We start from the raw sequence: 15,507 nt of genomic DNA on the forward strand, positions 1-15,507 counted from the left end.
CTTATATTTTATAAATTAACCTTTGCAAGAATTGCTTTTTCCATATCATTAACTTTACTCTCTATTGACTCCATCTCTTTTTCAGCACACTTAACAAATTCTGTGTCTTTTATCGATCCTAAATTTATTTTAACATTGTAAAATGCTGAATGTACTGCAGTTCTAGCTGACATTGCAGCAACCGCCCCATCTGTAACAGCATTTTGATTGCCTTTTAATACCACTTTTTCAGCTAATTCTAATAATTTAAAAGCATCTTTACCTACATTTAGTGGAACAGTTGCTGCTCCCTTAAATGCTGATTGAACGCTTTTTGTCCTTTCTGCTTTTTCTTCCTCATTATTTTTTGGCATTTTAAATGCTGCCATTATTTTATTAAATGAGTCGGAATCTTCATCTATGTAATTTATAAATTTTTCTTTGTATTCTCCAGATACCTTCTTTATTTCATTCATTTCATTTTGTACATCTTCATAACCTTTTTTTTCCATAGTTAGATTTGCAACCATTTCAATAAGTGCTGCCGCTGAAGCCGCACTTAATGCTGCAATACTTCCACCCCCCGGTGCTGGTGATTCTGAAGCTGTTTCATATATAAATTCCTTTACTGTCATATCCTTTAACATAAAAAATTCCTCCTAAATTCAATATAGTTTTATTGTTTATAAGCCTCTTTACTATTTAAAGAGGCTTATAAAATATATTATAAAAGGCGTCTTAATTAGAATAAACCTGTAATTACTCCATTTTCATCAATATCCATTTTTACCGCTGCTGGTACCTTTGGAAGTCCAGGCATAACCATTATATTACTTGTTTGGCACACTATAAAACCAGCACCTGCTGATACCCTTACATCCTTAACATTAATCTTAAATCCTTTTGGTGCTCCCATTAAATTTGGATCATCAGAGAATGAGAATTGAGTTTTAGCCATACAAATTGGTAATTTATCTAAGCCTAATTCTTCAAGTTTCTTTATCTGCTTCATTGCAGCTGAATCTATTTCAACTCCATCTCCGCCATAAATTTCTTTAACTATAGTATTAAGCTTATCTATTATTGAGGCTTCAATATCATAAAGTGGTTTATATTCAGCCTTTTCAGTTTCAAGAATTTTAACAAGCTTCTCAGCCATTTCAATTCCACCTTCTCCACCTTTTGCCCAACATTCATTTAATGAAACCTCAACTCCAAATTCTTTACATTTATTTATCAATAATTGTATTTCTGCATCTGTATCATTTACAAATCTATTAACTGCTACCAATACTGGTAAACCAAATTTTCTCATATTCTCTACTTGCTTAGCTAAGTTAGCAAAACCCTTATCTAATGCTTCTACATTCTCATTTCCTAGCTCTGTCTTTTTAACTCCACCATGCATTTTCAATGCTCTAATTGTAGCAACTACAACTACAGCATCAGGTTTTAATCCACCATATCTACATTTTATATTTAAGAATTTTTCTGCTCCTAAATCAGCACCAAAACCTGCTTCTGTTATAAGAATATCTCCTAGCTTTAATCCTAATTTAGTTGCTATTAATGAATTACATCCATGAGCTATATTGGCAAATGGTCCACCATGAATAAGGGCAGGTGTATTTTCAAGAGTTTGAACAATATTAGGTTTTATTGCCTCTTTTAATAACATGGCCATTGCACCATTAACATCTAAATCCTTAGCTGTTACTGGTTTTCCATCCAAATCATATGCAACTATAATTTTTCCTAATCTATCTTTTAAATCCATTAAATCACTTGCTAAACAAAGTATAGCCATAACCTCTGAAGCAACAGTTATCATAAACCCATCTTCTCTTACAAATCCACAAGCTTTTCCTCCAAGACCTACTGTAACATGTCTTAAAGCTCTATCATTCATATCGATAACTCTTTTCCAAATTATCTGTCTAGAATCTATTTTTAAGACATTTCCTTGATGAATATGATTGTCTATAGCAGCTGATAAAAGGTTGTTAGCTGCAGTTATAGCATGCATATCTCCTGTGAAATGCAAATTTATATCTTCCATTGGAACAACCTGTGCATATCCACCACCAGCTGCTCCTCCTTTAACTCCAAACACAGGTCCTAAAGACGGCTCCCTTAAAGCTATATAAGCCTTCTTTCCTATTTTATTTAATGCTTGTCCTAAACCTATTGAAGTTGTTGATTTACCTTCTCCTGCTGGGGTTGGACTTATAGCTGTAACTAATACTAACTTACCATCTTTTTCTTTCTCTACTCTTTTCATGCAATCAAAGGATACCTTAGCTTTATATTTACCATAAAGCTCTAATTCTTCCTCTGGTATTCCATACTTTTCAGCCACTTCTACTATCTGCTTCATTTTTGACTTCTGTGCTATTTCAATATCACTTAGTATTTTACTCATTTTAATATCCCCCTTACTATTTACTATAATTTATTTTTGATACAATTTTATCATAAAAATTATCCAATTACATTGTTTATCTTTCTTACTAGTGAAGTATTCTTAAGCGAGTATACAAGGGTCATAAATATAATTGATTCGATTGGAATAAATATTATATTTTTAACAAGTCTTATCGGCAATAAAGCAATGAATCCTTTTCCCATCATTATAGATAACCATAAAGTATTTAAACATATGTCTACTAAAACTACCTTTAATACTACCGCTATTATAACATTTTTATAATTAACATGTTTTTTATAAAAAAACAAACCATATATTATACCTGCTGCAAAAGCACTTATTGTAAATCCTATAAAAAAGGTCCCTGTAGGAAATATATTAGCTCCTATTAAATCTACTAATGCATTTACAACTCCTCCAAATATAGGTCCAAAGAACATTCCTGACAACATAGTGGGTATAAAACCAAAACCTACTCTTACAATAGGAGTATGAATAGAAAAAAATCTAGTTATAATAACTCCCATTGCTATAAATAATGCTACATAAACTGTCCTTTTTGTTTTCAACTTTTTTTACCCCCTTTTATAGGAAATATAATATATTCCATTTTTTTATTTATTTTAATTGTTAATGATTTATAAATTACTTTTTGATTTTGCAAAGATCTATACTAATTTTATAGACCTTTGCTTTATTTCAAGGAATTTTCAATGAATTCTTTAATTACTAGTCGAGTAATCTTTTTTCTAATATCTGATTTATATCGAAGTTTTCAACCTGTAAATAGTATTCTGCACAATCTAATAATGCTTTCATTGGTACTGTTCCTATTACTTCACTTCCTATAACTGGAACACCGTATCTTTTAGCTTCTATTTTAACCATTTCAAATGCTCTATACACTGCTGTTTTTTCATAGTTTACAAGGTTCATTGAAACCTGAACAATATTTCTTTCCTCAAGTTTTAATCCTATAGCTTTTACAAACCTTAAACCTCCACCTATAAATCTTATTTTTTTAGCGATAGCACTAGCTATCTCTACATCATCTGTTCCAAGATTTACATTAAATGCTACAAGTGATACTCTAGCACCTACAGCTGTACAACCACTTTTTGCATTCATTGCTTGTGGTCCAAAATCAGGTTTCCATTGTTCTTCTTTAATTTTTTCAAAAAACCCTTCATATTGTCCCTTTCTTACAGCTGCTAAGTTTTGTCTATCTGGTCTTGTTGCAGCATCCTCATATAAGTATACAGGAATTCCTAATTTGCCTATTTCTTCTCCAACTTCTTTTGCAAGTTTTATACATTCCTCCATAGTAATATCTGATACAGGCGTAAATGGCACAACATCAGTAGCCCCCATTCTTGGATGTCCACCTTCATGTTTAGTCATATCTATAAGTTCTGTTGCTACTTTAGCTGCATTAATAGCTGCTTCCTTAACTAGTTCAGGTGCACCTATCATTGTTACAACTGTTCTATTATGGTCTTCATCTGATGAATAGTCTAATAATTTTACGTCTTTTATTTTTCTTACTTCATCAACTATTTTTTCAATTACCTCTTTATTTCTTCCTTCACTAAAATTTGGTACACATTCAACTAATTTTGCCATTATTAATTCCTCCTTAAAATTTATGTAAACATTTATTTTTTTAATTTTGTTATTATTGCTTCTTTTCAATTTCATTATACCTATAATCCATCAATAAATCGTCTAATTTTTATAATTTTTAGCAAATTCATATAATTATAAATAATTTTTATAGACGCTTCACAATCATTTAATTAAATTTTCATTCTATTTGAAGGTATTTATAAACCATATTATAGTTGGTATTCCAACCAAATCTATTAAAAATGCCCCCACTAAAGGTACAATCAAAAATGCTTTTGTTGAGTGCCCATACTTTTCTGTAACACTGCTCATATTAGCCATAGCATTTGGAGTAGCTCCAAGACCATGCCCTGCCATCCCCGCAACCATAATTGCAGCATCGAAATCCTTCCCCAAAAATCTAAATACAACAAATATAGTATATAAAGCTATAAATACCACCTGACAAATCACTACTATTAACATTGGACCTGCAAGATTAGCTAGTTCCCAAAGTTTTAATGTCATTAATGCCATGGATAAAAATATCCCAAGTGCCACATCTCCAATCAACTCTATTGTATAAAAATCTAGTTTAACTATACTTAACTTATCGTTTATATTTCTAAATATAACAGCCACAAACATTGCTCCTACATATCCTGGTAGTACCGTACCAGTTTTTGCAATCCAATCACAAATTAAAGAACCTATACTCATACATACTGAAATAACTGCTAATTGAATTAGAAACATTTGTGAAGTAACCTTCCCTATATCTTTTATCCCAGCAACTTCTTTATATGACTTACTTTTTTCTTTACTTTCTTCATTAGGAGTTAAATCATACTTATCTATGAGCATCTTAGCTATAGGTCCCCCTATTAATCCCCCAGATATAAGACCAAAGGTGGCTGCTGCTATGGCTACAGTAGTTGCCCCTTCTATACCAAGGCCTTCTGCTACAGGGCCAAAAGCTGCCGCCGCCCCATGTCCCCCTTCCATTGATACGGATCCCATCATAACTCCTAGCAGTGGATGTAAATTCACTGCTTTAGCCGCAACTACTCCAATGATATTTTGCATAATAGCTAATATACAACATAACAACCAATATATAATAAGAGGTACTCCTCCCTTTTTTACGAGAGCAAAACTTCCACCAAGACCTATTGTCGTGAAAAATACAAGCATAAATGGAGACTGCAAGGTAATATCCATACTAATGTTCACCACATTGCTTTGTTTCAATATTAACGCTACTATAGAAAACAATAATCCCCCTATTACAGGAGCTGGAATACAAAATTTTTCAAAAAATTTCACCTTCTTTTTTAAGAAATTTCCTAAAAACAACAGTAAAATAGCTAATGTAAGCGTAGATACCATATCTACTTTTAAAGTTAATATTCCTTCTATAATTTCTGTTTTCATACAAAATCCCCCTTTTCTTCTTTCCGTATAATAGAAGCATTTTTTATGCCAATGAGAAACTATTAAAAATCTTCATTATATTGCATGTTTCCACATAAGTTGCCCTGCAAATATTGCCACACTGCATTTTTTGCAGGGTATTTTCTAAATAATTCAAAAATTTTATACTTTTTATGCGTATCTAAGAGGATTACTGATTTTTTTGTTGAATATATTTAAATGTAGAAGACAAAAATAATTCTTATCAAAGGACGTGGTTAATATGAATAGCAAAGTAGCATTTTGCGGTAATATACGCAAAGGTTTAAGTATTGAAAAAGGTTATATTTTAGCAAATGTAAATTCAGGATTAATTGAAGAAATTACTTTTACAGAACACACTCCTAAAAATTTTTCAGGTAAGATTTTTAATTATGATGATAATTTTACTATATGTGCTGGAGATTTAAACTGCCATTCTCATCCAGAACAATCAATTTACACAGATATTGTAGATAGGACATGGGACTTAGGAACTTGGTGTAAAAACACTATATATAAATATAGTATTAATTTACAACCTGAACACATATATTTAGGATGCCTAAGAGCTTTTTCAAGAATGCTTTCACTAGGGGTAACCTCTGTTATGGTTTCTTATTATTGTCATGGAAATAAAGGAAATATTTTAGACAAAGAAGTTATAAAAGCAGCTGACAATGTAGGGATACGATTGTATTTTGGAAGAATGAATTATGATATAATAAATGAAGACGCTTACATAGAAAAAAAGAATTCTCAAATAACTTACAATGAAACACCTGGAGAAGCAGAATTTAATTTTTTGATTTTAGCAGGTGAAAACTACTCTCATAATATAGTTGTGGCTCCTGCACTCCATAGTATACATGCCTCCTCAAAAAAAGCTATTATAAAGGGTATAAATTTGGCTTTCGATTTCGGAAAATATATGCAAATCCATTTGTCTGAAGATAAGGGGGATGTGGATTTATCCTTAAAATTATATGGTTTGCGCCCACTAGAATTTTTAGAGTCTCTTTTAATAAACGGTGAAATCAAAAGTTTAGAACATATTATTTTATCTGATTGCATATGGATAAATGATAATGAAATAAATATAATAAAAAAATATAATATGAAGGTTGTTTTAAACCCAAGAATGAATAATAGAATAAAAGCTGGAGAAGCAAATTTAAAAAAACTTCTAGAAAAACACATCCCTATATATTTAGGAACAGATGGAGAAGCTAGTAATGATGACTTGTCTATCTCTGGTGAAAAAGAATTTTTAAAGAATAAATATACTGATGTAAGTCCGTGTATAATAGATAACTTAGGTACTACTCCTTTAATGTTCAATAATGGTTTTATAGGAAATCTAGAAATAAATAGTTTTTGTGACTTAAAAATATTAGATAGAAACCATAATATAAAGGACATATTTGTTGGTGGAAAACAGATTATAAATGATAAAAAACTTTTGACTATGGACATAATTAATGATATAGAAATTCCTTTAAAAAATGCTCTAGATAAAATATTATAATAAATAAAAAGGCTATATCTCAAAATAACTTTTATTGATTTTGAGACAGCCTTTTTTTATTTGTTACTTTTAACTTCTAGTTACTTTACGCTTCTCTACTATTCCTGTTAACATTAACGCTATAGCTCCATCCCCCGTTATATTACAAGCAGTTCCAAAACTATCTTGTAGAGCAAATATAGTAAGCACTAATGCAACAGCGGAATCATTAAACCCTAAAACTCCTGTTATAAGGCCAAGAGATGCCATAACTGTGCCTCCTGGAACCCCTGGCGCACCTATAGCAAAGATACCTAATAGTATTATAAATTGAATCATTTTTCCCACTGGTGGTAAAGATCCATACATTATTTTCGATACAGTCATAACAAAAAATACCTCTGTAAGCACTGAGCCACACAAATGAATTGTAGAACATAGTGGAATAGAAAAATCTACTATATCTTCTTTTAAAACCTTTGATTTATGTGCACATTTTAATGCTATGGGCAATGTAGCTGCACTTGACATTGTTCCAACTGCAGTTAAATAAGCCGGTCCATAATGTTTTACTACTTCAAGTGGGTTTTTATTTGATATAGCACCACCTATTGAATATAAAAGAGTTAACCAAATAAAATGTCCTATTAAAACTAATATTATTACTATAATAAAAACAGGTAATTGTTTTGTTATGCTACCTTCATATGCAAGTCCTGAAAAAGTAGCAGCAATAAAATATGGTAAAATAGGTATTATAACCCTACTTACTATAGCAAGCATTATGTTTTGAAATTGATCTAACAACTTTTCTACTAAATCTGAATTAGTCCATGCAGTTGCAAGCCCTATTAAAATAGCCGTAATCAATGCTGTCATAACAGACATAATAGGTGGAATATCCAGTTTAAAAACTATTTCCGGTAATTTTCTCAATCCTTCTGCACTTGTTGCAATAGACAGCTTTGGTATTATTCCATATCCTGTTACTGCAGATAATGTAGCAGCTCCTACTGATGATAAATAAGCTATAACCACTGTAATTCCAAGCATTTTACTTGCATTTGATCTCATTTTCACTATAGAAGGTGCTATAAACCCAATTATTACAAGTGGTATGCAGTAAAATATTACTTGCCCTAAAATATATTTTATTGTTACTATTACTCTCATAATTGGTTCTGTAACTATTAACCCAATTACTATACCTATTATTACTGCTAATAATAATTTTACAACCAAATTATCTTTTAATTTCCCCAAAGTATAACCCCCCTTAATTATTTATAATATATTTAAATTTTAACTACATCTGTCAATCATTACATTTAGAATAACTTCATCAGTACAACTCATACCATCTGTAGATACTTTCCCTAAGTTTTGTATAGATTTTTCTGCTGAATTATCTAAAATACCATCATTAGATGGAACATATATATTATCTAATGCCATTTTTGCTGCGTCAATAGCTGAAGAAACAGATACACATAATTTATATGCACAACCTAGTTTAGCACCATCACAAATCATTCCTGATATACCAGCTATCATGTTTTTTATAGCTCCATAAATCTGTTGAATATCCCCTCCTAAAAGATAAGTAATCCCTGCACTAGCTCCAACACCGGCGGCAACTCCACACCCGCATACTGGAGACAATGCACCGGTATAGCTTTTTATATAAATGGTTACTAAATGGCTTAATGCCACACTTCTTATAATTTTATCATTGTCAATATTTAGTCTTTCTCCTATAGATGCTACCGGTAATATAGCTACTAACCCATGATTACCACTGCCAGCACTACTCATAACAGGCAAAGGATGTCCTGACATTCTTGCCTCACAGGCGGAAGAAGTAATAGCTTTTGCATATTGGTCTATACTTTCTTTATCTTTATATAGTAAATTTCCAAGACCCATTCCTAAACTATTCGATAAAGAATCCTCAGCTATCTTTTTATTCATTACAATTCCTTCATTAATAAATTTTATTTTATCATACTCAGCTTTGTCAACAAAATCCTTAAAATCTTTTATATTAAATTCTCTTATTCTATCTCTTAATCCTAACTTAGAAATTTTACCTGTAGGTTTTTCAGATATGCATTTTCCATTCTTCTCTAAAAGTACTATATTCAAATGACTATTTTTTATTACAACTTTAGAAGTGTTATGTTGGCCTTTTACTATAACCTCTATATATAATTCATTTACTTTCTCTTTTAAATATAATTTTATTATATTCTTGTTTAAAAGTTTTAATGCCTTTTCTATATCATCATTTGTCAAATCTTTTAATACCTGAAGTTTATATTCAGAATTTCCTACAATTATAGACAAAGCAGCAGCCACAATTATTCCCTTCTTATCTGTACCTGGTATTCCTACTTCCTTCCCATTTTTGAATATATTTTTATCCACACTTATATTAACTTCCTTTACTTCTTCTTCTATTATTTCTTTACCTTTTGCAACTGCATATGCTACCGCCATAGGCTCTGTACATCCAAGAGCAGGTACTACTTGGTCTTTTAATATACTTACTAATAAATCATCATTTTTCATAATCATTTTCCTCCTATACTTTCATCCATATAACTAATATAAGCAATTTATATGCCACTAGACTTTTATTGATATGTAAGCATTATAAACATATTAATTTAAAGGTTATTATCACATTTGATAATAACCTTTAAATCTAGTACTCTATTTGCTATTATAAAGGGTTATAATTGATTATCAATTGTGATAATTAATTATTATATTTGATAATTAATTATAAAATAAAAAGCTTGCAATTAAATGCAAGCTTTTATAAATAATATAACTTTATTTTTTTAATTAACCTTCTAAACTTACTTCTTTTTCCACTGCCTCTAAAATCTTTCCACTATTAATTAGTTCTGTAGCCTTATCTAATTCCTTATACATTTCTATATTAGTATCATATTCTATAAAGTCTATTGCCTCTCTAATAACCTTATAAGCTTCTTTTGTTCCTTTTCCTAATTCAAATCCTTTATCTACTCTAAAATCTATAGCCTGACATGCTGCCATCATTTCTGTAGCCACTACTCTTGTAGCATTTTTTATTATATCTCTAGATGTTCTAGCTGCTATAGTTCCCATACTAACAAGATCCTCTTGGTTAGCTGATGATGGGATTGAATCTACTGATGCTGGATGAGCTAGTATTTTATTTTCTGATACTAAAGCTGCCGCAGCATATTGCGTAATCATAAACCCTGAGTTTAATCCACCATGTTTAGCAAGAAATGCTGGTAAATCATTTAATTGATGATTTATAAGTCTTTCAAGTCTTCTTTCTGAAACATTAGCAATTTCTGCTGCTCCAATTCCTAAGAAATCAAATGGCTGTGCCATTGGTTCTCCATGGAAATTACCTCCTGAAATTACATCTCCTTCTTTCGTTATGATTGGGTTATCTGTAACTGAATTTATTTCTATTTCAACTTTCTGTTTTACATAATTAATAGTATCTTTACTAGCACCATGAATCTGAGGTACACATCTTAATGAATAAGCATCCTGAACCCTTAACTGGCCTTGTCTAGTTACATAAGTACTACCCTCAACTAATTTTAGTATATTTCTTGCTGTAGCTAACTGTCCTGAATGCGCTCTTATTATATGAGTTCTTTCATCAAAAGCATCTGTTATTCCTCTTAAAGCTTCCATGGTTAATGCAGCTGCAACATCACTTACTTTCAATAACTCAATAGCATCATATGTTGCCAATGCTCCAGTAGCTGTTAAAACCTGAGTTCCATTTATTAGGGCTAATCCTTCCTTTGCATCTAATTCTACTACAGGAACCCCTGCTTTTTCCATAGCTTCTTTACCTGACATTATTTTTCCATTATATTCAGCCTCTCCAAGCCCTAACATTGGTAAAACCATGTGAGCAAGTGGAGCCAAATCTCCTGAAGCTCCTAATGAACCTTTTTCAGGTATTATAGGATGTACTCCTTTGTTTAACATATCTATTAAAGTAGTTAAAGTTTCAATTCTTATGCCTGAATATCCTTTTGATAACGCATTAGCCCTTGTAAGCATTATTGCTCTAACTGTATCTATTGGAAACTTTGGACCATACCCACATGCATGAGAACGTATAAGATTTTCCTGTAATTTTTTACAATCTTCCTTTGATATTGACACATTACAAAACTCTCCAAAGCCAGTAGTTACACCATAAACAACTTTTTCATTTGTTACTATATCATCTATAATCTTTCTTGATTTTAAAACCTTTTCTTTAGCCTCTTCGCTTAATGATACAACACAACCTTTTCTAGCTACTGCTACCATTTCTTCTAAAGTCAAATCATTTCCTGTTAAAACAATTTCTTTAAATTCTTTCATAACTGTCTCCTCCTTAAGTAATTCTATATTTTTAATAATTATTTTTATGGATTTATACTAAAATTTAATTTACTAACTTATTTATTTTCATTCTATAATAACATAGCTCCTATCAAACCTGCTATAAATAACGGAATATCATAGAATATAAATGTTGGTACACAGGTATCCCAAACGTGATTGTGTTGTCCATCTACATTTAAACCCGAAGTTGGTCCAAGTGTACTATCTGAAGCCGGTGAACCTGCATCACCAAGTGCTGCAGCAACTCCTATTAGCAAAATTAGCGCTGGAACACTTATTCCCAATTTTATTGCAAGTGGGCAATATATTGCAGCTATTATTGGAATCGTACCAAAAGATGTACCAATACCCATTGTTACTAAAAGTCCAACTGCAAGCATTAAGAATGCTCCACCCATTTTTCCTCCTACCATTGCAGCGGTAGCATTGACTAAATTTTCAACAGCACCAGTTTCTCTTAAAACATTTCCATATCCTGCGGCAACTAACATTACGAAAGCTATAAAAGCCATCATTTTCATTCCGCCCTCCATCATTTCGTCAATTTCATTCCATTTAATTGACCCAGTTAATATCATAACTAAAAGTCCCGCCATAGCTCCTATTGGAAGTGACTTTGTGTAAAGCTGGGCAACAAAAGCTGCTACTGCTCCTAAAAGAGCTATCCAATGTTTTTTAGTCATAGTTATTTCTTCATTATCATCTAGAGCTCCATCCATTTTTATGTTCTCATATTCTCTTGGTTTTCTATACACTACTAGTACTGCTGTTAATAAACCTACAACCATAGCTAATCCAGCAATCCACATTACACTTGATATATCAGATATCTCAATTGGTACTCCATTTTGAACCATTTGATCCTTTATTATAGTATGAAATAAGAGTCCAAACCCTACTGAAAAAGATACATATGGTGCCTTTAACCCGAAAGTTAATGCACATGCCACTGCTCTTCTATCTATTTTCATTTTATTCATAAGTGGAATTAGTGGTGGTATTAGAATTGGAATAAATGCTATATGAACTGGAATTAAGTTTTGTGAAAAACAAGCTACAAAAGCTATAAGTAAAGTAAATACTACTGCCTTTCCCTTAACAACTTTAGATATTTTTTTTGCAAGTATAGTAGCAAGTCCTGTTTTACTAATTGCTACTGCTAAAGCTCCAAGTAAAATATAACTTAAAGCTGTTTCTGAGTTTCCTCCCATACCGGCAATAAGTGTAGTTACAGTATCAGGAATTGACATTCCTGCTGATAATCCTCCAACTAATGCTGCTATCAATATAGACAGCAATACATTTAATTTAATAAGACACAAAACTGACATTACTATTACAGATATGATAACTGGATTAAATAATAACACATTAACTCCCCCTTTTTAAGTTATATATACACTTCCTTCTGCTACAATTTCTATTAATCCTTTTATTTCAATGGAAGTAATTATATCGTTTTCAATATTTACCATAATTTCTAGTTCTCCTCCTGGCTGCATAATTTCGGTACTTATATTACTTTTTCTTAAAAAAGCTAATGCTGCTCCTAAAGCACAAGTTCCAGATGCACAACTTCTTTCCCAAAATAAACTATCTATAGCCTTTACATAAACCAATGGCTCCAAATAATTTTTATCTTTATCATAAAACATTATTCCTAGAGCTTCATATTCCTCATCTTTAAAATAGTCTCTTATAACATTATAAAACTCATCCTTATTTAGTATCTTATTACTATCTACTACTATATGAATAATCCCTGGAAATTCTACTTTTAAAACTTCTATGTTCCCATTATTATATTTAATTAATATATTTTCTATTCTTTTTGGTAGCGGCATTTTAACTTGAGATATAAATTTATTATTACTTTCAGTATTCCACACTCTACATTCCACTAAGTCATCTGCCCCTGAAACTTCTAGACTTATAGAATAATAATTATGAAACTTGTCCAAATAAGGATACTCCCTATATACTAAAACTGCTGCCAGTGCTCTTGTGGCATTACCACAAAATTCTCCCCCCATCATCTGGAGCCTCAAACAATTTTTTTCCTTTCCTTTTTTAGATATTGCTTTTTCAATAAAACCAACTTGTTCTGCAAATATATTATTATAGTTCATTATCTTTTTCGCTATATTCATATGCATATCTTTTGAAATTTGATCTGTTATCAAAACTGTCATATTTTCAACGGGATTCACTTTTGTAAAATGCAGTTTTATTTGTACCACATCCTTCCATGTAATTAATTGCTTGGTTATTGCTTACAGGTTGATTATATCATGTTTTCGTCAAATAATAGTCTATTTAGAATTTTTTAAAAAATTCAAAAGTTTAATACACTTTGAATTTTTATTTCTTTTGTACTTCACACCACAAAAGCAAATTCTATTTAAACGATGTTTTTTCGCTGTTAAATCACTAATTACCAAGCTTTTTTCAATATTAAAGCAATTATATTTTTGCCTATCGTCGATAAAACGTCTAATTTTATTAAAACATAGATTATACTTTTGAAATTTCAATATCTTATACGAAAAGAAATATTTATTATTAATATTTCTTTTGTTTGAATTATTAGAATACTCTTCTAATTCATTGTAGTAATACATTGGTACCATTTTAATTAATTAATACTATATCTCATTAAACTACTAAAGTAAATATGTAATTTATTATAAAATCATATAGGCTATAGGGGCAGTTAAAATTATAGTTAAAATTGTTCTTTCTATCCAAATTAATACTATTTCTGTCAAACTTATAGGAATTTCAGTAGATAATATACAAGGAATTGATGCCGAAAAAAACAATATAGATGATACAGATACTACCGCCACGACAAATTTAGTTATTATTGGAGAATTTACTACTAAAAGAGAAGGCAAAAACATTTCCGCTATTTCCACTGAACAAGCTTTTGCTGCCAATAATGGTTCAGGTATCTTAAATAAGAAAGTAAATGGATAAAATATATATCCTATAATATCAAAAATTGGCGTATATTTTGCTAAAGTTATTCCTATTAAACCAACCGACATAATAGATGGTAATATTCCCATTGCCATTACAAAACCATCTTTAAGATTATCTAATATATTTTTTCCTAAGGATGGTGCTTTATCTGCTGACTTCATACCTTCATTCCATGCATTTTTAAGTCTATTTCCTTTTAATTTTGGTTCTGGATCTGAAGTCACGTTTAATCTATATTCTTCAGACTTAATTCTTAATGGTCTTATTCTAGCTGTTATAGCTGTTACTAAAAAAGTAACTAATAAAGTAGTCCAAAAATATTTATTCCATAAGTACATTATATCTAAAGTATTACATATAATTATCATAAAGGTAGCAGATACTGTAGAAAATCCTGTAGCTATAATACAGGCTTCTTTGGTAGTGTACTTTCCCTCTTTATATACTCTATTAGTTATAAGTAAAGCTAATGAATAACTGCCAACAAATGATGCTACTGCATCTATGGCAGATCTACCTGGTGTTTTCCAAATAGGCTCCATAACAGGTTGCATTATAACTCCAACAAATTCCATAAGTCCATATCCAACTAAAAAAGCCAAAAATGCAGATCCTATAGGTACTATTATTCCAACTGATATAACCAATTTATCATATAAAAAAGGTATCATATCTTTTTCAAACATCCATGCTGGTCCCTTATTTAAAAAAGCCATAAACCCAATAATAATTCCTAATAATTTTAATATTGAGAAAACTATGGTTACACTATCTTTATTCCATGTTTTTTTAAAAAATGGATATACTCCTCCTAAAATTATTACTAAAAATCCATATATATTAGCTAATCCTGGAGATGTGTTTCTTATAAAGTTCACTATATGATCAATTGGTATAGTAGATTCCCCCTTAATATTTATAGGAATAAAAAACATAAAAATTCCTACAGCACTGAAAAATAAAAATTTAATTACATTTTCACTATTAGTATAACTACCTCTCTCTTTGTTAAATTCCATAATAATTCCCCCTTTTAAAATAGTGTTATAACATAATTATATTATTATTTTACAAATAAATACACAATAATCTAGTTATTTTCATATAAAAATTAACTGACTTTAATAAAAAG

General features: G+C 30.6%; 12 protein-coding genes. 1 reads left to right on the forward strand and 11 read right to left on the reverse strand.

Annotation, left to right across the window (positions count from 1 at the left end; translation table 11 throughout):
- Positions 1-8: 8 nt before the first annotated feature.
- The 5 genes from EJL03_RS04520 to gltS form a co-directional block, all read right to left on the reverse strand.
- Positions 9-626, reverse strand: a complete 618-nt coding sequence (locus tag EJL03_RS04520; RefSeq protein ID WP_125152773.1) for a cyclodeaminase/cyclohydrolase family protein — start codon at positions 624-626, stop codon at positions 9-11.
- Between the two features lie 95 nt (positions 627-721).
- Entirely contained in the window at positions 722-2,392 is a 1,671-nt protein-coding gene (locus tag EJL03_RS04525) for a formate--tetrahydrofolate ligase (RefSeq protein WP_206427344.1), read from the reverse strand.
- Positions 2,393-2,460: 68 nt separating this feature from the next.
- On the reverse strand, positions 2,461-2,976 hold the full coding sequence (locus EJL03_RS04530) for a folate family ECF transporter S component (protein ID WP_125152775.1): 516 nt from the start codon (positions 2,974-2,976) through the stop codon (positions 2,461-2,463).
- A gap of 160 nt (positions 2,977-3,136) precedes the next feature.
- Entirely contained in the window at positions 3,137-4,030 is an 894-nt protein-coding gene (ftcD, locus tag EJL03_RS04535) for a glutamate formimidoyltransferase (protein WP_125152776.1), read from the reverse strand.
- Positions 4,031-4,216: 186 nt separating this feature from the next.
- Positions 4,217-5,446: a sodium/glutamate symporter gene (gene gltS / locus EJL03_RS04540; protein WP_125152777.1), complete on the reverse strand. Its 1,230-nt coding sequence runs from the start codon at positions 5,444-5,446 to the stop codon at positions 4,217-4,219.
- A 262-nt stretch (positions 5,447-5,708) separates the two neighbouring features.
- Between gltS and EJL03_RS04545 the strand changes: the two genes are divergently transcribed.
- Entirely contained in the window at positions 5,709-6,992 is a 1,284-nt protein-coding gene (locus EJL03_RS04545; protein WP_125152778.1) for an amidohydrolase family protein, read from the forward strand.
- Positions 6,993-7,061: 69 nt separating this feature from the next.
- Here EJL03_RS04545 and EJL03_RS04550 read toward each other — a convergent pair whose 3' ends face one another.
- The 6 genes from EJL03_RS04550 to EJL03_RS04575 all read right to left on the reverse strand — a co-directional run bounded on the left by EJL03_RS04550 (position 7,062) and on the right by EJL03_RS04575 (position 15,394).
- Positions 7,062-8,234: a dicarboxylate/amino acid:cation symporter gene (locus tag EJL03_RS04550; RefSeq protein WP_125152779.1), complete on the reverse strand. Its 1,173-nt coding sequence runs from the start codon at positions 8,232-8,234 to the stop codon at positions 7,062-7,064.
- A gap of 39 nt (positions 8,235-8,273) precedes the next feature.
- Positions 8,274-9,542 (reverse strand): L-cysteine desulfidase family protein, encoded by a 1,269-nt coding sequence (locus EJL03_RS04555; protein WP_125152780.1) that lies wholly within the window; start codon positions 9,540-9,542, stop codon positions 8,274-8,276.
- 279 nt (positions 9,543-9,821) lie between these two features.
- On the reverse strand, positions 9,822-11,366 hold the full coding sequence (gene hutH / locus EJL03_RS04560) for a histidine ammonia-lyase (RefSeq protein ID WP_125152781.1): 1,545 nt from the start codon (positions 11,364-11,366) through the stop codon (positions 9,822-9,824).
- A 92-nt stretch (positions 11,367-11,458) separates the two neighbouring features.
- A complete protein-coding gene (locus EJL03_RS04565; RefSeq protein WP_125152782.1) occupies positions 11,459-12,760 on the reverse strand; it encodes a Na+/H+ antiporter family protein in 1,302 nt (433 codons plus the stop codon).
- A 15-nt stretch (positions 12,761-12,775) separates the two neighbouring features.
- A complete protein-coding gene (locus EJL03_RS04570) occupies positions 12,776-13,630 on the reverse strand; it encodes a histidine racemase CntK family protein (RefSeq protein WP_479723556.1) in 855 nt (284 codons plus the stop codon).
- Between the two features lie 444 nt (positions 13,631-14,074).
- The gene (locus tag EJL03_RS04575; RefSeq protein ID WP_125152783.1) at positions 14,075-15,394 is read right to left on the reverse strand and encodes a YjiH family protein; all 1,320 of its coding nucleotides are present in this window, start codon (positions 15,392-15,394) and stop codon (positions 14,075-14,077) included.
- Positions 15,395-15,507: the final 113 nt, after the last annotated feature.

The sequence above is a fragment of the Clostridium rectalis genome, from assembly GCF_900626095.1.
GTDB lineage: Bacteria > Bacillota > Clostridia > Clostridiales > Clostridiaceae > Clostridium_AS > Clostridium_AS rectalis.

What these genes read in the sequence shown, in the direction of transcription:
- EJL03_RS04520 (WP_125152773.1), bottom strand. Translation starts at nt 626, where the DNA reads ATGTTAAAGGATATGACAGTAAAGGAATTTATATATGAAACAGCTTCA.
- ftcD (WP_125152776.1), bottom strand. Translation starts at nt 4,030, where the DNA reads ATGGCAAAATTAGTTGAATGTGTACCAAATTTTAGTGAAGGAAGAAAT.
- gltS (WP_125152777.1), bottom strand. Translation starts at nt 5,446, where the DNA reads ATGAAAACAGAAATTATAGAAGGAATATTAACTTTAAAAGTAGATATG.
- EJL03_RS04545 (WP_125152778.1), top strand. Translation starts at nt 5,709, where the DNA reads ATGAATAGCAAAGTAGCATTTTGCGGTAATATACGCAAAGGTTTAAGT.
- EJL03_RS04555 (WP_125152780.1), bottom strand. Translation starts at nt 9,542, where the DNA reads ATGAAAAATGATGATTTATTAGTAAGTATATTAAAAGACCAAGTAGTA.
- hutH (WP_125152781.1), bottom strand. Translation starts at nt 11,366, where the DNA reads ATGAAAGAATTTAAAGAAATTGTTTTAACAGGAAATGATTTGACTTTA.
- EJL03_RS04575 (WP_125152783.1), bottom strand. Translation starts at nt 15,394, where the DNA reads ATGGAATTTAACAAAGAGAGAGGTAGTTATACTAATAGTGAAAATGTA.